17 protein-coding genes are annotated in these 17585 nt (G+C 33.0%); 8 read left to right on the top strand and 9 right to left on the bottom strand.

Annotated elements, in window-relative coordinates:
* Nucleotides 1-267 precede the first annotated feature (267 nt).
* Complete coding sequence (locus NLJ00_RS13030; protein WP_256634056.1) at nt 268-2730, bottom strand: YfhO family protein; 2463 nt, start codon at nt 2728-2730, stop codon at nt 268-270.
* Between the two features lie 51 nt (nt 2731-2781).
* Nucleotides 2782-3069, bottom strand: a complete 288-nt coding sequence (locus NLJ00_RS13025) for a DUF4834 family protein (RefSeq protein WP_044048302.1) — start codon at nt 3067-3069, stop codon at nt 2782-2784.
* A 124-nt stretch (nt 3070-3193) separates the two neighbouring features.
* Between NLJ00_RS13025 and NLJ00_RS13020 the strand changes: the two genes are divergently transcribed.
* Genes NLJ00_RS13020 through NLJ00_RS13010 form a run of 3 tightly spaced genes read left to right on the top strand, consistent with a single transcriptional unit; the run spans nt 3194 to nt 5900 of the window.
* Entirely contained in the window at nt 3194-4165 is a 972-nt protein-coding gene (locus tag NLJ00_RS13020) for a transporter (RefSeq protein WP_256634055.1), read from the top strand.
* A gap of 43 nt (nt 4166-4208) precedes the next feature.
* On the top strand, nt 4209-5327 hold the full coding sequence (locus NLJ00_RS13015) for a GTP cyclohydrolase (protein WP_256634054.1): 1119 nt from the start codon (nt 4209-4211) through the stop codon (nt 5325-5327).
* Between the two features lie 30 nt (nt 5328-5357).
* Nucleotides 5358-5900, top strand: coding sequence for a hypothetical protein (locus NLJ00_RS13010; RefSeq protein WP_180861368.1), 543 nt, complete (start codon nt 5358-5360; stop codon nt 5898-5900).
* Between the two features lie 74 nt (nt 5901-5974).
* Here the strand turns inward: NLJ00_RS13010 and NLJ00_RS13005 are convergent, their stop codons facing one another.
* Together NLJ00_RS13005 and NLJ00_RS13000 are read right to left on the bottom strand one after the other, a co-directional pair.
* A complete protein-coding gene (locus NLJ00_RS13005; protein ID WP_256634053.1) occupies nt 5975-6460 on the bottom strand; it encodes a hypothetical protein in 486 nt (161 codons plus the stop codon).
* A 123-nt stretch (nt 6461-6583) separates the two neighbouring features.
* Nucleotides 6584-7843 carry an aminotransferase class I/II-fold pyridoxal phosphate-dependent enzyme gene (locus NLJ00_RS13000; RefSeq protein ID WP_053473718.1) on the bottom strand — a complete coding sequence of 420 codons (1260 nt, stop codon included), beginning with the start codon at nt 7841-7843 and terminating at the stop codon, nt 6584-6586.
* A gap of 293 nt (nt 7844-8136) precedes the next feature.
* Here NLJ00_RS13000 and nirK point away from each other — a divergent pair, with 293 nt between their 5' ends.
* From nirK to NLJ00_RS12985, 3 genes are read left to right on the top strand one after another with little or no spacing between them, the layout of a single operon-like run.
* The gene (gene nirK, locus NLJ00_RS12995; RefSeq protein WP_256634052.1) at nt 8137-9579 is read left to right on the top strand and encodes a copper-containing nitrite reductase; all 1443 of its coding nucleotides are present in this window, start codon (nt 8137-8139) and stop codon (nt 9577-9579) included.
* A gap of 16 nt (nt 9580-9595) precedes the next feature.
* A complete protein-coding gene (locus NLJ00_RS12990) occupies nt 9596-10384 on the top strand; it encodes a formylglycine-generating enzyme family protein (RefSeq protein ID WP_408611576.1) in 789 nt (262 codons plus the stop codon).
* A 5-nt stretch (nt 10385-10389) separates the two neighbouring features.
* Nucleotides 10390-10983, top strand: coding sequence for an SCO family protein (locus NLJ00_RS12985; RefSeq protein ID WP_256634051.1), 594 nt, complete (start codon nt 10390-10392; stop codon nt 10981-10983).
* Between the two features lie 41 nt (nt 10984-11024).
* Here the strand turns inward: NLJ00_RS12985 and NLJ00_RS12980 are convergent, their stop codons facing one another.
* The 4 genes from NLJ00_RS12980 to NLJ00_RS12965 all read right to left on the bottom strand — a co-directional run bounded on the left by NLJ00_RS12980 (nt 11025) and on the right by NLJ00_RS12965 (nt 14313).
* Nucleotides 11025-12167, bottom strand: a complete 1143-nt coding sequence (locus NLJ00_RS12980) for a hypothetical protein (protein WP_256634050.1) — start codon at nt 12165-12167, stop codon at nt 11025-11027.
* Nucleotides 12168-12482: 315 nt separating this feature from the next.
* The gene (gene ric, locus NLJ00_RS12975) at nt 12483-13205 is read right to left on the bottom strand and encodes an iron-sulfur cluster repair di-iron protein (protein WP_256634049.1); all 723 of its coding nucleotides are present in this window, start codon (nt 13203-13205) and stop codon (nt 12483-12485) included.
* Between the two features lie 109 nt (nt 13206-13314).
* Nucleotides 13315-13839 carry an azurin gene (gene azu / locus NLJ00_RS12970; protein WP_256634048.1) on the bottom strand — a complete coding sequence of 175 codons (525 nt, stop codon included), beginning with the start codon at nt 13837-13839 and terminating at the stop codon, nt 13315-13317.
* A gap of 24 nt (nt 13840-13863) precedes the next feature.
* Complete coding sequence (locus tag NLJ00_RS12965; RefSeq protein ID WP_073482666.1) at nt 13864-14313, bottom strand: RrF2 family transcriptional regulator; 450 nt, start codon at nt 14311-14313, stop codon at nt 13864-13866.
* A 200-nt stretch (nt 14314-14513) separates the two neighbouring features.
* Here NLJ00_RS12965 and NLJ00_RS12960 point away from each other — a divergent pair, with 200 nt between their 5' ends.
* Nucleotides 14514-15293, top strand: coding sequence for an NYN domain-containing protein (locus NLJ00_RS12960; protein WP_256634047.1), 780 nt, complete (start codon nt 14514-14516; stop codon nt 15291-15293).
* 35 nt (nt 15294-15328) lie between these two features.
* On the top strand, nt 15329-16843 hold the full coding sequence (locus NLJ00_RS12955; protein WP_256634046.1) for an FMN-binding glutamate synthase family protein: 1515 nt from the start codon (nt 15329-15331) through the stop codon (nt 16841-16843).
* 51 nt (nt 16844-16894) lie between these two features.
* Here the strand turns inward: NLJ00_RS12955 and NLJ00_RS12950 are convergent, their stop codons facing one another.
* Nucleotides 16895-17584, bottom strand: coding sequence for a hypothetical protein (locus NLJ00_RS12950; protein ID WP_256634045.1), 690 nt, complete (start codon nt 17582-17584; stop codon nt 16895-16897).
* Nucleotide 17585 lies beyond the last annotated feature (1 nt).

The raw sequence follows: 17585 nt of genomic DNA, 5'->3' as shown, positions 1-17585 counted from the left end.
GTTAAAGTTTATTTCAAAGCTAATTTCTTGTATACTTTATATACAATATAAATTAAAAGTAAACAGTTTAAGAAAATCCAAAAATTATAAAAACCCCAGACAATTTTATATTCAGTTTTCATACTTGAAAAACTAAAATATTCTCCTTGACTTTCATTGTAAAAGTCATCATAACCCATCATATAAATTCCGCAAAAAATAAATACGAATAAATCAAAAACGGCAAAGACAACTATTTTTAGAATTTTTGAAATTAGCATCTAAAAATTAGACTTTAAATTCACTCTTATTTGTATTATGTTTTTTTCGCTCAAAATAAATCCCCCCAATTAAAAGTGCAAACATTGCAATTGAACTTATAAGGTTAATTGTACCACCTGTTTTAATAACCTGCGGTTCAAACTTAAATTCTATAGTATGTTTTCCGCCCGGAATTTCCATAGCTCTTAAAACATAATCAACTGGAAAATGATCTGTCAATTTTCCATCTATATATGCATTCCAGCCATTTTTATAATAGATTTCAGAGAAAACAGCTAAACCATCCTTTCCATTATCTGATTGATATTTAATATAGTTTGGCTTGTATTGAACTACTTTTATTGTTCCGGTTGTATCCCATTGTTTTTTCATTCGGGCATTTTGGAATTTACTTTCATGCTCATGAACGTTAAAAACAGCCACTTTTTTAGTATCGATATGATCTAATGCTTTCATTACATCATCTGGTTTATTTACAAGCTTAACAGTCTCTACAAACCAAGCATTTCCATTTGCATCAGGGTTAACTGCCGGTATAGGTGCACCTGTACTATCTGCCTGAATTACATACTTAACATTTAACATATTAAGCACTTCAAGATTCATGTTTTTTGATTTATTACCAATTTGGTAATCAAACAATTGCTGCATTCTTCTTGGTTTTGCAGCGTGATATCCTCCAATAGAATGGTGAAAATAAGAAGCTGTCGCGCTCGACATATTTCCATCTATATCAAAAACTCTGTAATGCGTTGTATCTTCTAAAATTTTAGCATCTGCGGCTGTTTCCTGAAAAGGAGCTGCAATTTGAACCGGGCTCACAAAATCTTTTGCCGAAACGTATTTTTTGTCAACAAAAAACAAATCAAAAATCATTAAAAGAGCAACGATAACTAGAGTTGTTGTCTGCGAAAATTTGTTTTTAATAAACAGCCATAAAGTTCCAAATGTTACTATGATAAAAAATCCTGAACGCAGCAAATCTGCAGAATATAAAGACTTTCTATCTTCTATTAAAACATCAACAAATTCTTGTCCGTACATCTGAAGGAAATAGTTGTCACTGCTTCCTGAAAAATGGAAGAAACCTTTAGCAATTACCAAAATTAAAATAACTCCCAATCCAAAAACTCCAGTTTGAACAAGCGCTTTTTGCTGTAATTTAGGTTCGTCTTTTGCTTTAAAAAAAGATTGGATTCCCATTACTGCTAAAACTGGCATACATAACTCTAAGATTACCTGAATAGATGATACAGCTCTAAACTTATCATACATTGGCACATAATCAATAAAGAAATCTGTTAATAGTGAGAAATTTTTTCCCCAGGAAAGTATCAATGAAAATAATGCTCCTGAAAGAAAAACATATTTAATTTTTCGGTCATCAATAAATAAAGCTAAGACTGCCAAAAAGAATACTACAATTCCAATATACGCCGGAGCAGCAACAATTGGCTGATCTCCCCAATAAGTTGGCATTGCTGATACAAAACCTTCTGCCTTAGAAGGTTCTACATTATGATCAGTCATAAAGGTATACATACTGCTGTCTTTACCTATATTTTCATGATTGGAACCTCCAAAAAGTCTTGGAGCAATTAAATTGAAACTTTCAGCAATTCCGTAACTGTATTCCGTAATATATTCGCGGCTTAAAGCGTTTTCATTTTCTTTTTTAGTTCCGTCAGGATTAAAAGTTAATTCGCTGTTGCTTCGTGTACTAAACTTAGCATATTCACTTGTCGCTAATAAATTTCCTGCATTAGCACCAATTGCAAAAATTCCGGCTACAGCCAAAGTTCCAATGGCAATTAAAAGCGGTTTATATTCTTTCTCTTTTATAAAAGTAAAAGCAAAATAACCTGAAAGTATCAATAAGAAAATCAATAAATAATAGGTCATCTGAAAGTGGTTCGCATTAACTTCTAATGCAACCGCAAACATGGTGAGTAATCCTCCCCAAATGTATTTTTTCTGAAAAACGAGTATAAATCCGGCAATAACCAATGGCATATAAGCAATTGCATGTGCTTTTGCATTATGTCCAACACCAAGAATGATAATTAAATAAGTAGAAAAACCAAACGCAATTGCGCCTATAAAAGCTTTTAAAGGATCTGTTTTTAAAACTAATAACAAACCGTAAAACCCTAAAAAGTATAGAAATAAATAATCAGCCGGACGTGGTAAAAAACGTAAAACATCATCTATTTTACCCACAAAATCATTAGGATAATTTGCACCTAACTGATAAGTCGGCATTCCGCCAAAAGCAGAGTTTGTCCAGTAAGGTTCTGTATGTTCTGCTGCTCTAAAATCATTTTGCTCTTTGGCCATTCCGGTGTATTGAGCAATATCTGACTGGAAAATTTGTTTTCCCTGCAGAACAGGATAAAAGTAAATTAAGGAAACAAGAATAAAGCCCAGGATTACAAGGGCGTGCGGATAGAATTTATTTACTATTTTCAATTTTGGCTGGTTTGGTTAAATGATGAATCCTAATACTACAAGGATACAAACTTAATCTATTTCTTCGTAATCAACATAATCGCCTACCTTTTTGGTTTCGCGAGGCTTTTTAGCATTAGCAGTATTAATGATTATTTCGTCATTATTGTTATTACGAGTTTGCTGCCAGGAATTATCCTGACTATATTGTTGTTGTCTCTGAAAATTTTCTCCTGCTTTCTCTACCGCTTTTTTAACCAATACCGGCAAAAAGATTCGGGCCAAAAATTTAAAAATATAATAAAACGCAATAATCCACATTATCGTTTTAAACAAATTTGTAAAAGATGCTTCTTGCATGATCATATAATTTTTTTCCAAAATTAGTAAATCCGTTGTTTAAAATTAAAATATCAATCTTAAATAAATAATAAAATATAGTACATTTGAAATGCGTTATAGCTTTTAATCAAAAAATACATTTATGTTGAAAATTAAAAACTTACTCTTTGCGTTTCTTTTTTTAGTACCACAATTTTTCTTCGCACAATATACTGATGTGATTAATTCGAACCGTCCGGGAGAAACAATGTCAGCTTATGCGGTTGGAAAATCAGTAATTCAGGGCGAGATTGGGGTTTATGGCATTAAAGAAAAACACGACTTATTAGATTATGACGCTACCGGTTTTGGTACCGATTTAACCGTTAGATATGGTGCTTTTTTAGAACAGCTTGAATTTATTTTAGATGTTCAGTATCAAATGGAAAACTTTGACACTCCGTACACCAGTTATAAAAAAAACAACTTCAGACAGACCGTTTTAGGAGCTAAATACCTGATTTACGATCCTTATAAAAACTATAAAAAAGAAGCTAATATTTATAGTTACAAAGCGAATCACAGTTTTCAATGGCGTGAATTAATTCCGGCTGTTTCTATTTTTGCCGGAGCGAATTTTGTTGGTGCTGATAATCCGTATTATTTTTCTCCAAATGGAGATATTTCTCCTAAAATTGCTTTAGTAACTCAAAACTTATTTGGCGGCGGAAGATGGGTTTTTGTAACCAATATTATTGCAGATTATATTGGAACAGATTATCCAAGTTATGGTTATGTTTTAACCTTAACACACGGATTTAATGACAAATGGTCTGGATTTGTTGAAAATCAAGGATATAAAAGTGATTTCTATAGCGATGCCATTGTGCGCGGTGGTGCTGCATACCTTTTATCTTCAAATATGCAGGTTGATGCTTCTATAAGTACTAATTTCAAAAACACGCCTTCAATTTTATATGGAGGAGTGGGTTTCTCCTGGAGATATGACGGATGGTACAAGGAAAAACAAATTGCCAATAAGAACAAAGAGAAAGCAAAGAAAAACTCTGATAATAAAGAAGAAAAAGTAGATTATCAGGAAAAAGAAAGAAAACGTAAAGCTAAATACGAATAAATTTAATAATCAAACCTTTAAAAAAGGAGTTAATACGACCTTAATGATTACAATCAAAGAAGCCAAAACTAAAAAAGAACTAACCGAATATATAAAATTTCCGTTCTCACTTTATAAAGATAATCCTTATTGGATTCCTCCTATTATTGCTGATGAATTAGAGTCTTTTGATAAAACTAAAAATCCTGCGTTTGATAATGCAGAAGCTTATTTTTATCTGGCTTACAAAGACAATGAAATTGTTGGACGAATTACGGCTATTATAAACTGGGCAGAAGTAAATAATCAGCATAAAAGAAAAGTTCGTTTTGGATGGTTTGATGTTATTGATGATATCGAGGTAACTAAAGCGCTTCTTGAAAAAGTTTATGAATTAGGCAGAAAACATAACTTAGAACATGCCGAAGGCCCAATGGGGTTTTCTAACCTGGATAAAGTTGGGGTTCTTACGGAAGGTTATGACCAAATGGGAACCATGATTACCTGGTACAATAACCCTTATTATGTTACTCATTTTGAACAATTAGGTTTTCAAATTGAGAAAGAATATATCGAAAGTATTTTCCCTTTTTCAAATGTAAAGCCTGAATTTTTCCTGAAAGCTCAGGAATTAATCAAAAAGCGTTACGGGCTTAGAGCATTAACTTTCACTAAAACAAAAGACATAATGCCGCACGTGGATAAAATGTTTGATTTGTTTAATGAATCTTATGCTAAACTGGCTTCTTTCGTGGCTATTTCAGATGTTCAAAAAGAATATTTTAAAAAGAAATACATTAGCTTTATCAATCCGGAGTACATCAAGTTTGTAGTAGATAAAGAGGATAATTTAATTGCTTTTAGTATTGTAATGCCAAGTTTTTCAGAAGCATTACAAAAAGCTAAAGGAAAACTTTTTCCGTTTGGTTTTCTCCATCTTTTAAAGGCAAGAAAGAAAAGTAAAGATGTTGTTTTTTATCTTATCGGAGTTCATCCTGATTACCAAAACAAAGGCGTTACAGCTATTATTTTTGATGAATATTTTAAAACTTTTTCTGAAAAAGGAATTCAAAATTGCATCAGAACTCCTGAATTAGCCGAAAATACAGCAATTCATTTACTTTGGAAAAACTTTGATCCGAAAATTCACTGTCAGAGAAAGACTTATTTGAAGTATTTATAAGTTTTCAGTCGCAGTTTTCAGTTTTCATAAATGAAAAAACTCAGTATAATATTGGCGTTATTAATTTCACTTTCATTTACAAAAGATGACAGCGATATTTTATATCAAAATTATGTTAGAGCAATAAATAACGGCGGTACTTTTCAATTTTTCTTGGTAGTTAAGATAAAAAATCTGAATACTAATAAAGTTAGAGAAATCTGCACTAAAGCCAATTTTCTGCAAGGAGCAATACATAGAGAATATAATATTGACTATGATGAAAGAGGAATAATTAAAGCCTATCAAACCGCTATAAAAAACAAGAATAGGTATTTTGAATTCAAGAATGACAGCGCAATAGCAAACCTTGGAATTGAAGATTATTCTGAAAATGATTTGAAGAAATTGCAATCAAGAATTAATTTTAATTTGCTAACTCAAAAAATTAAGAAGAATCAAAAATGGTCTTCATATCTTGATCATAAAGAATTAAAAATGTATGCACATGCTTTATTTAATCTGGGAATATTAACTGGCGAAAATAGTTGTTTTGGAGGTACGTTGATTTATGTAAGTCCAAAGAGCAATTAACTTTTTAAAATAAAACATAAAAAAAATCCATTCGCCCCCAAAACGAATGGATTTTTTACTTTAATAACAATTCATTAATCCACTTTGCAATCTATTTTTGTCAGCGTATTTTTCTGATCAAATTTTAGTTTTGTTTTATCTTTAAATGATACTTTGTCATTAGCTTGTACAACATCTCCGTACCCTTCAATAAGAGTTCCGTCTTTTTGTAAAAAAACAACTTCTCGTACTGATGAAGTCCCTTCAGAATTAAAAGTGTAATCGGCAACTATAGTGTCGCCTTTCATATTGCCAATCAGTGTTCCTTCATTTTTATCTTTTCCTACCAGGTTATAGCTTAATTTTCCATTTACTTCCTGATGTGAGTTTACATTAAAACTAAGTTCAATTACGCTTCCATTTGCTCTCCATGCATAACATTGATCTCCTGCTGGTTCTACAATTTCAGCCTCTTTTGGCGGGCTTGGTGTAATTTGTACTGGCTCTGTAGTAGTCGTTTCTTTTTTACAGGAAATAAGAACTGTCAAAATAAGGGTTGCTATTGCTAATACTTTTTTCATAATGCTGAGTTTTTTATTTTGTGATTTATGAATTAAAGTTACTTTAAATAAAAAAAATCCATTCGTATAACAAATGGATTTTTTTACATAATTTCCACTTAAGGAAATCTATTTTTAAATTAATTACGAAACGTCAACTGTTGTACGTTCTGCAATTTCTTTATAAGTTCCGTTAACTAATTTCTCACGAATCGCTTCAAAAGCAGTTAATGTTTCTTCAATATCAGATAAAGTATGAGAAGCTGTCGGGATCATTCTTAACAAAATAATTCCTTTTGGAATAACCGGATAAACAACAATAGAAAGGAAAATACCGTAGTTTTCTCTTAAATCGTTTACCATTACCATTGCTTCAGGAATACTTCCTTCTAAGTAAACCGGAGTAATACAAGTGTTAGTATCTCCAATATTGAATCCTTTTTCTTTAAGACCGCTTTGTAATGCATTTACATTTTCCCAAAGTTTATCTTTAATAGAAGATGAATTACGCAATAATTCTAAACGCTTCAAAGAACCAATTGTCTGGATCATTGGCAATGCTTTTGCAAACATTTGCGAACGTAAGTTGTATTTTAAGTAATCAATAACTGTTTTATCTGCAGCTACAAAAGCTCCAATATTTGCCATTGATTTTGCAAAAGTCGAGAAGTAAACATCAATATCGTCCTGAACTCCCTGCTCCTCACCTGCTCCGGCGCCTGTTTTACCAAGTGTACCAAAACCGTGTGCATCATCAACTAACAAACGGAAATTGTATTTTTGCTTCATAGCAACAATTTCTTTCAGTTTGCCCTGCTGTCCGCGCATTCCAAAAACACCTTCGGTAATAAATAAAATACCTCCGCCAGTTTCTTCGGCCATTTTAGTAGCACGCTGCAGGTTTTTCTCCATACTTTCAAGATCATTGTGTTTGTAAGTAAAACGTTTACCCATGTGCAAACGAACACCATCAATAATACAAGCATGTGAATCTACATCATAAACAATAATATCATTTTTTGTAACCAAGGCATCAATAATAGATACCATTCCCTGATAACCAAAATTCAATAAATAAGCAGATTCTTTCATAACGAAAGAAGCCAGTTCATTTTCTAATTGCTCATGATAAGTTGTGTGTCCAGACATCATACGAGCTCCCATAGGGTATGCAGCGCCATATTGAGCCGCAGCATCCGTATCTGCTTTACGAACTTCTGGATGATTAGCTAATCCTAAATAATCATTTAAACTCCAGTTTAAAATATTTTTTCCATGAAACGTCATTCTAGGACCCAACTCTCCTTCTAACTTTGGGAAAACGTAATAACCTTCTGCCTGAGAAGCCCATTTTCCTAAAGGTCCTTTATTGTCCTGAATTCTTTCGAATAAATCTTTTACCATAAATATATTTTGAAGTAATAATTTTATTTATACAGGTCGCAAAAATAATGATTATTATTCTAAAATGGAGTTGAGCATTTGTTTTTATTAAAAAAATATCAAAATATTAATTTACAAAAAATTTACACATACTTAAAGAATTGAATTTAAAACAGTTAACTGTAATAAAAGTGTACACAATAATTTAATATAAAGGTTTTATTAGTAAGTATTTCATGACTTTTATCATGATAAAAGACAAAATAGTCTTTTATTTTTACTCCTGATTTAAAACTAAATAAAACCAAAACCTTATGAAAAAGAAAAATGACATTTCGATTAAAATGAACATGTTGTTATGCTTACTTTTTACGATTTTATTAGGAAGTTGTAAAAAAGAAGAATCAGTAAATTATACTGATATAATGACCGAAGGAGAAATGAATGCTGAACTTACAGCCCCTCCAATGGTACCGAAACCTGTTGGAAACAGAACTGCCATGAAACTCAAATTAAACATGGAAATCAAAGAGCAGGAAGGCACAATGACTGATGGTGTAAAATATACGTATTGGACATTTGGAGGCTCTGTACCGGGAAGTTTCATTAGAACGCGTGTGGGTGATGAAGTAGAATTTCATTTAAAAAACCATCCGGATAATAAACTGCCGCATAATATTGATTTACATGCTGTAACCGGACCAGGCGGCGGAGCGACTTCTTCGCTTGTTGCTCCCGGACATGAAAAAGTGTTCAGCTTTAAGGTGATCAATCCGGGACTGTATGTATATCATTGTGCAACAGCTCCTGTTGGAATGCACATTGCAAATGGTATGTATGGTTTGATATTGGTTGAACCAGAAGGCGGACTCCCTCCTGTTGACAAGGAATATTATGTGATGCAGGGTGATTTTTATACGCAGGGCGAATATGGCGCAAAAGGCCTGCAGCCATTTGACATGAATAAAGCCGTAAAAGAAACACCTGATTATGTTGTATTTAATGGAAAAGTAGGTTCGCTTACAAACGGAAATGAGTTAACAGCAAAAGTGGGAGAAACGGTGCGCTTATTTGTGGGGAACGGCGGTCCAAACTTAGTATCGTCTTTTCACGTTATTGGAGAAATATTTGATCACGTTCATGTCGAAGGCGGGACTGTAATTAATAAAAACGTTCAAACAACTTTGATTCCGGCCGGAGGCGCTGCAATTGTCGATTTTAAGGTAGAAACTCCGGGAACTTTTATTCTGGTTGACCATTCTATTTTTAGAGCGTTTAATAAAGGAGCTTTAGGAATGTTGAAAGTAGAAGGAAAAGAGAATAAAAACATTTATTCTGGAACGATTCAGGAAGGAATTTATCTGCCAGAAGGCGGAACTATTCAAAAAATGCCTGAAAATGCAACTGCAAAAACTGCAACACCTAAACGAACTGCCGAAGAGAGAATAAAAATTGGAAAACAAATTTTTGGTACCACTTGTTTCGCTTGTCACCAATCTGAAGGGCAGGGAATTCCAAACACCTTTCCTCCTCTTGCAAAATCAGATTATTTAAATGCTGATTCTAAACGTGCAATTAAAACAATTTTACACGGTTTAACCGGAGAAGTAAGCGTAAACGGAAAAAAATACAACAATGTAATGCCGGCTCAAAATTTATCTGATGATGAAATAGCTAATGTGCTTACGTATATCTATAACAGCTGGGGAAATAATAAAACAGAAGTTACTCCGGAAATGGTAAAAGCACTGCGATAACAATCAAAAATAAAGCATGAAAAAATTTATTTTCATTCTTACCTTTTTCCTGATGTTTACAGGCGTAACAATAGCGCAGGAAATTGGAATGGCTCTGATAAAAGAGGGACGTTTTGTTCCTCTTTACGGAGCCTCATCTAAAAAACCCGTGTTTGTAAACTCTTTTTATTTAGACATTTATCCTGTTAGCAATGCCGATTTTTTGAATTTCATCAAAAAAAATCCAACATATAGTAAATCGAAAATCAAGGGAATTTTTGCCGATAAAACATATCTGTCTTACTGGAAAAATGATTTTGATTTTGGCAGTTCAAAACCAAATTCGCCAGTTACAGCCGTTTCTTGGTTTGCTGCAAAAAAATACTGTGAGTGTCAGGGAAAACGTTTACCCACAATGGATGAATGGGAATATGCAGCGATGGCCGATGCAAAAACAGTAGATGCCAGAACCAAAAAGGAATTCAACAATTACATTTTATCGTGGTATGAAAAGTCGAAAACGTATGAAAATGAAGTGGGAAAAACGTTTAAAAATTATTGGGGAGTTTACGATATGCATGGTTTGGTTTGGGAATGGACTTCTGACTTTAACAGCATTTTTTTATCCGGAGAATCTAGAAAAGATAAAAGCAGCGACAAGAATTTATTCTGCGGAAGCGCATCCGTAAACGCATCCGATTTAATGGATTATGCGGCATTTATGCGCTACGCTTTCAGAGGAAGTCTTAAAGTGCAATACTCAACCCGAAATCTTGGTTTTAGATGCGCCAGTTCAACAAAACAAAAAAGTCAATCTTTAAATTAATTTCAATGAAAAAAACAATAATTGCGGTTTTCATTCTTCTGTTTTCTTTGCAGAGCTGTAAAGAAAATAAAAAAGATACTGCAGTAACAAAAAAGGAAATAACTGATTTATCCATCTATAATCTTCCTTCAAAATGGACAACTCAAAACGGAAATGATATTGAATTAAAAAGCCTGAGAGGAAATGTGCTGGTTATGGTAATGATTTACACAAGCTGTAAAGCCGCCTGCCCCAGATTAGTTGCAGACATGCGAGATATTGAAGCAAAACTCAATAAAAACATCAAACAAAATGTAAAACTTATTTTAGTAAGTATTGATCCTAAAACAGATACGCCCGAAAGATTAAAAACTTTTGCAATTGCTAATAAAATGAATCAGGAACCGTGGCTTTTTCTTCGTTCATCTGAAGAAAACACACGCGAATTTGCAGCAGTTTTAGCTGTCAATTATAAACAAATATCTCCCGTAGATTTTTCGCATTCTAATATTATAAGCGTTTTTAATCCCGAAGGAGAATTAGTTTTTCAGCAGGAAGGTTTAGGTGTAAACAATGAAAAAACAATTGAAACTATAAATAAAGAAGCAGAGAAGATTTAAAATTTTGAATAGGTTGATTAGTGAAAAAACAAGGGAAGATTTTAGGAATGGATCGACTCTTGTTTTTTGTTTATAGCAGATGCCGTAATCAATATTAATCCTAAAACAAGCAACAAACTAAAACCAAATATACTTTGATAATAACCTAGAATTGTTCCTTTATTGAAAAGGAAAAATCCTCCTTGTAAAAACAATAAAACTTCTGTCCCAACATATCCAAAAATAAAACATTTCACTCCTCTTTTTAAAGATAAAGAATCACCTGAAAGCATTTTATTCTGAAGTAATATTCCAAATACAAATCCAGTAATAATTCCTAAACTGGTTAAATGAATAAATCCAATTACAAAATTCCTGACTTGGTGTGAAATTGTTTCAATATTTGGGAAGATAATCAGCAATTCAATTCCTATTTTAAAAAATAAAGAGCATAATGCTAAACCGTAAAACTTTTTAGCCTCTTTATTTAAATTAGCTTTAAAATCGCTTATTTGAGGTTGGAGCATTTTATAGAAATAAATAAAAGTCGTTAGCTGCAATACAACTCCAAAAGTATTTATCCAGCTTAAAACATTGCTCTCAACAAACCAGCGTATGGGAAATGAAACCGTTAAAATTGTTGAAACAATCAAAATAATATAGAATTTTCTAAAGGCGGTTTCTTCAATTTTATGCTGAAATTGTTTTAAAAACAAAGCTAAAACCGCCAATAAAAACCAACCGTTAAACTGAAAATGCAGAAAAAATTGAATCGCAATTTGATAAAAGGCGCTTTGTTTTCCTAATGTACTTACTGCCGGACCCAAACACCAAACTCCTAAAGTGGAAAAAACCATAAATAAAACAGAAGCACTTAAAAGTCTTTGTGAAGACGTTTTTTGTTTTGGAAGATCTTTCCAAATTAATCGGCAGAAAAGATAACTCAGCAAAATGTGCATTGTCGAAAATGCAATAGAAAACAGTCCATAACCCTGAAGAGGAAAAGCAAGCATCATTCCTGTTACAGAAAGTTCTGTTAACCAAAACAATCTGTTATATACAGGTTTCCGGCTTTTTTCTTTCGGAATAAAAAAATGAATTACCAAGACATAAATAATCATGTAAACCCAGCCCAGCATAGCAGCATGAGAATGCGCATGAAGTATAAAACTGTAGTTTATAAAATCTAAAGGAAAAAGAAACATAAACCGCATTAATAACCCAAATGCGCAGGCTATTAAAAAATTAAAGAAACAACAGATTATCCAGGTTTTTCGGAAATTCATAACGCATATTTTTTTAAACACATAGAAACATAGATTTTACAAGCTTAAAAAGGCATTTCATTTGCATAAACAAACATAGCTATGTGTAAAAATCTAGATTTTTTAAATTCTCTTTTTATAATTCTTCTAAAACCTATGTTTCTATGTGTTTAATATTTTTGAGCTCTAATAAAAAACACCGATAATGCTCCATAACTGGAATTTATCAGTGTTTTTCTCTAGTTAAAATTATAGTTAAGCAAATTCCTCTTCCAGCGCAACCGCTTTTGGAAACAAAATATTATTCTCTAAATGAATGTGTTTATGTAAATCTTCTTCAAACTCATTAAGCATTGCATAAGTCACTTTATAAGTTGTACATGCATCAGCCGGAGGTGTATAATTATTAGTCAGCTCAGCAATTTCTCTAAAACGATCGCCTTCATTTTCATGTTCATGCATCATCATGGCAATTGGATTTGAAACCGTTCCGAAAGAAGGCTGCGATAAAACTCCGTTAGCCTCTTTCGTTTTTACCATTCTTTTTACAAAAGGAAATAAAACCAGCTCTTCCTTTTTCATGTGCTGCGCTAATTCTCCTGCACATCCAATAAACAATTCATTTATTTTAAATAATTCAGGATGATTTGAACCATGAACACTGCATAATTTATCTAGAAAACTCAGCAAAACTTGTGTTTTATCTTCCACATAACGGTGATGCGTTTTTTCTATATAATCAACTAATAAATCTAAAGGCCAGGAATTAAAATCGATTCCGCTTTTATTTTCGGACTGCAAAACATCATAAATACTTTGAAGCAGCGCATCAGAATTAATTTCTTCCTTTTCACAAACTTCAGAAACGGTTCTGTTTCCTTTACAGCAAAAATCTATTTTATATTTAGAAAATACAGCCGCAGTTCTATAATCCTGAGCCACAAATGACCCGATTGTTTTGTTTTTTAAATTTTCCATTTTTCGTAAAAATTAATATTAATATATTTCTATTTTTAATAAAAGACAAAATTATCTTTTATTAGTTTTAAAAAAAACTCCAAACCAATCAGGCTTAGAGTTTTATGATTTATTCTACAATTAATACACCTTTCATCATAGCCACGTGACCAGGAAAAGTACATAAAAAGTTATATGTTCCTTTTTTATCAATTGTAAATTCGATAGTATCTTCTTCACCCCCGCCCAATAATTTTGTGTGGGCAACGATTGAAGCTTTTTCAGATGTCGGAATATAATCTGTAGCTTTTGCTTCGATCGCTTTTGCAGCAAAAGCACTTTCATCTGTTCCTTGCTGTAAAATTACCAAGTTATGTCCCATTGCTTCTTTTGGAATTTTACCAACGTGTTTTAAAGTAAGTTTAATAGGTTTTCCGGCAACTGCTTTTAGTTCGGTTTTATTGAACTGCATTTGGTCATTTCCTTCAATAACCAAAACGTTTTCAACACCTGCTTCGGGTTTTACACCTTCATCTGATGTTGTTTCATTTATTTCTGTAGATTCATCGGCAGGAGCTGCTTCTTTCTTTCCGCAAGAAGTTAGTGCTAAAAATCCCATTAGCATTACCATCGAAATTGTGACTTTTTTATTCATTACTGTATATTTAAATTATAATATTTATTCGGTTTTATTGAAGATTTTTAAATAATAATCTCCAGCATTTACACCAAGTGCCAGCTCCTCTAAAGTGGTATTAGTAAGCATTGCCAAAAGCAGTTCGCGTATTTTTTTAAATTGATTGTGTACCGGACAAGGATGAATTTCAGAACATTCTTTCAGGCCAATTCCGCAGCCTTTATAAATGGTATTTCCGTCAATCGCATCCACAATCTGAATTAATTTTATCGACTTTAATGCTTCTTTCGAAACCTCAAAACCTCCTCCTACTCCTTTTGCCGAATAAATGATTCCGTTTTTGGTTAAAATCTGCATAATCTTGGCAGTAAATGGTTCCGGCGAATCAATTTCTTTGGCAACATCTTTTATTCCAACCCTAATTCCTTCTGAAGATTTGGTTGCTATAAAAATAGAAGCCCTGATTCCGTACTCACACGCTTTTGAAAACATACACTGATTAATTAATTCCTTACAAATGTATTCAAATTCACTATAAAAGATAAATTTATCTTTAATTAATTTTTATAACAGAAACCTTATTTATAACCAAAATAATTAACACGGTCAAAAACACTTATTCACCAACAAATTCACCTAAAAACGAATTTTAATTTTAACTTTGATTGTACTTAATTTCTAATATCTAAAAAATGCCAGCAAGCAACGTAAGAGAATTAAAATTAGCTGTTCTTATTGACGCGGATAATGTGCCCTACAGTAATGTAAAAGGGATGATGGAAGAAATTGCAAAGTTTGGAACCCCTACAACGAAACGAATTTATGCGGACTGGACAAAGCCAAATGCAAACGGATGGAAAGCAGTTTTACTGGAGCATGCCATTACGCCTATTCAGCAATATAGTTATACGGTTGGGAAAAATTCTTCAGATTCGGCATTGATTATCGATGCAATGGATTTGCTTTATTCGGGAAAATTAGATGGTTTTTGTATTGTGTCCAGCGACAGCGATTTTACCCGTCTGGCGATTAGACTTCGAGAATCTGGCATGAAAGTAATTGGCATTGGTGAAAAGAAAACCCCAAGTTCTTTTATCGTTGCCTGCGACAGGTTTATTTATATTGAGGTTTTGGACGGCGCTATCCAAAAGAAAAAACCAAAAGCAACCGCAGCAGACACCAAAAAACCTGTAGAAAAACCTACCGAAAAAGCACTTCACAAAGTCGACAAACAAACCATTGATCTTATCGAAGCTACAATTGAAGATATTGAAGATGATGACGGCTGGGCATTTCTTGGTGATGTGGGCAATTTGATTGTAAAGAAAAAACCAGAATTTGACCCAAGGAATTATGGTTATTCTAAGCTTACGCCAATGTTGAAATCATTAACGGATATTTTGGAAATTGACGAAAGAGAATCGGATAAAAAAGGCATTAAACACGTCTATGTTCGATTACGGTACAACTAATTAAATTATTACCTTATTACTATTATTATTTAAACATGAGAAAAAAATTCTTTATTTACGGATTCTTATTGTTTCTAATTGTTATTGCAATTTATCATTACACGGGTCGAGGTTATCTACTCGTTTTTATTATCCCAATTTTATTAATTATTGGAGCTTATAATGCTTCTCAAAAAAAACATGCCATTTTAAGGAACTTTCCGGTTTTGGGTTATTTCAGGTATTTATTTGAAATGATTGCTCCGGAAATTCAGCAGTATTTCATCGAAAGATCTACAGATGGAAAACCTTTCTCCAGAAACCAGCGTTCTCTAGTTTATCAAAGAGCCAAAAATATTGATTCGAGTACGCCTTTTGGAACTCAGCAAAACTTAAATACGGAAACTTATGAAGGTATAAAACATTCTATTTTTCCGGCAAAAGTAAATGAAGAATTACCGCGTGTTTTAGTTGGCGGAAAAGATTGTAAACAACCTTATTTGGCTTCTTTATTTAATGTTTCGGCAATGAGTTTTGGTTCATTAAGCGAAAATGCCGTTCGTGCCATAAATATTGGTGCTAAAAAAGGAAACTTTTATCAAAATACAGGTGAAGGTGGTTTAACTGAATTTCATCTTGCAGGCGGCGGAGATATCACTTGGCAAATTGGAACCGGATATTTTGGATGCCGTGATGCTGAAGGAAATTTTAGCCCTGAAAAATTCTCGGAAAAAGCCAATCTCCCGAATGTAAAAATGATTGAAATTAAGCTTTCGCAAGGCGCAAAACCAGGACATGGAGGTGTGCTTCCGGCGGCAAAAAATACAGAGCAAATTGCTAAAATTAGAGGTGTTGAGCCGCATACTATGATTCTTTCTCCTCCGGGACACCATGCTTTCTCTGATTCTAAAGGGCTTTTGCATTTTGTGAAACAATTACGTGATTTATCAAATGGAAAACCTATTGGTTTTAAATTATGTATTGGAAACACGGCAGAATTTGAAGCAATATGTCACGAAATGATCGCCGAAGATATTTACCCTGATTTCATTACGGTTGATGGTGCCGAAGGTGGAACCGGAGCTGCTCCGTTAGAATTTGCAGATGGCGTAGGAATGCCTTTTGAACCGGCTTTGATTTTCGTAAACAAAACATTAATTGGTTTAAATATTCGCGACAAAATACGCATTATAGGAAGCGGAAAAATTATTTCTGGATATTCTATTTTGCACGCCGTTGCTTTAGGCGCAGATATGTGTAACAGTGCACGTGGTTTCATGTTCTCTTTGGGATGTATTCAGGCTTTACGCTGCCATAATAATGAATGCCCAACGGGAGTTGCGACTCAAAACAAAATGCTGATGAAAGGTTTGGTTGTAACCGATAAATCAGATCGTGTTTATCATTTTCATAAAAACACACTTCATTCTGCAAACGAGCTTTTGGCCGCGGCCGGAAAAACATCTTTTGCAGATGTAGATATCAATATCTTTATGCGTGGTGATGAATTTACAAATCTATCAGAATTGTATTTCCCTGATAATTTGACAAACGTTACGAAACGTAATTAAAACAAAAAGCCTCTTTGAGTTTTCAAAGAGGCTTTTTTAATTTTAAGAAGTTTATTTCTTCCCTTTCATATTTTGAGAAAAGAATTCAATAGCGCGTCCTTTTAATTTATCAAGAGGAAGTTTATTACTTTCGAATTCGTAGAAATTAAGATATCCGTCATTTTTAAAACATAAAGCATAACCATTATATCTTTTACTTTCTTTGGTTATTTTGTACGATATTGCCTTAACGTCTCCAATAGTATTTTCTACTTTAAACTTTTGCAGATTAGCGCTGTTTTTTAAGGTTTTAAAACTTGGTTCTATTTCTGCTTTAGATTCAAAATCGTGAATAAAAACATTGAGATTATCCGGCGATTTAAATGCCATTCGCAAGGAATCATCGTGTTTGTTTTGAAGATAAAAATCCTTTGGTATTTTTATCTGCGTATCTAATGCAATGTATATCAAGGAATCTTTTTGCATTTTTTGAAGACCATAATTATCTTTTTGCAAAGCCGATAAACTGTCTAAACTTTCATAACTAGAATACAATATCGCATTAGACATTTTCCTTTGCATTTCCTGGTGCTGTCTAAAATTCTCTTTCATCGCTTCCTGAGAATTTCGGAAACTTTCCATTACAGGATCATTTTCATAACGAGGCTTGTTCATATTGGAGCAAGTATACAAAAGCCTTCCGCCCAAAATTATAACCGATAAAACACTTAATACGGTTCGCCAGGTTGATCTGTCATCCATG

The organism is Flavobacterium panici, assembly GCF_024499525.1.
GTDB lineage: Bacteria > Bacteroidota > Bacteroidia > Flavobacteriales > Flavobacteriaceae > Flavobacterium > Flavobacterium panici.
The sequence above is the reverse complement of the archived record's forward strand: the minus strand, read 5'-3'. Positions and strand labels throughout refer to the sequence as shown.